1 pseudogene is annotated in these 582 nt (G+C 41.6%); it reads left to right on the top strand.

Going from position 1 to position 582, the window contains the following annotated elements:
• Positions 1-326, top strand: a pseudogene (locus tag D1Z90_RS21010) (ISAs1 family transposase); the annotation flags it as partial.
• Between the last annotated feature and the right edge of the window lie 256 nt (positions 327-582).

The raw sequence follows: 582 nt of genomic DNA, 5'->3' as shown, positions 1-582 counted from the left end.
TGAACTTCAGGCAGGCGAAAGGGAAAGAAATCGAGCTGACATATCGCTATTACATCAGCTCCGCAGCTCTTGATGAGGTGTCACTGGCTCGCGCCGTTCGGGCTCACTGGGGGATAGAGAATAGTCTGCACTGGGTATTAGATGTCAGCATGAACGAAGACAAGTGCCAAATTTATCAAAATCACGCTGCAGAGAACTGGGCGATGTTGCGCCAATTATCACTTAATATGCTAAGAGCGGAGCCCTCAAAGGGAAGTATCCCCGCCAAACAAAAGCGAGCATGGATGAAAACAAGCTTTCTCGAAGGCGTGTTACATGCGGGATTGAGTCAGCTGATTGAAAATGGGGAACTGTCTAAAATAATCATCAAGAAAGGTGCTTCAGAAATTGTAATAAAGCATGATTTTATTTCTTTAGATATGTCGAAAATGAAAAATGAAGATAAAATAAGAATGATTAGGTATGAAGGTCGGCATTTAAATGAAATAAAATTTCCTAGTTATATGGCGTTGTTGACTAAATAGGGAACCTTTCTCGAAAACTGCGATCAGATCATTGAGCACGATACATGGAAGTGATTCT

It is taken from the genome of Motilimonas pumila (assembly GCF_003596335.1).
Classification (GTDB): Bacteria; Pseudomonadota; Gammaproteobacteria; order Enterobacterales; family CBDFNC01; genus Motilimonas; species Motilimonas pumila.
Note: the sequence above shows the minus strand (reverse complement) of the source record. Positions and strands in the feature narration are given on the sequence as shown.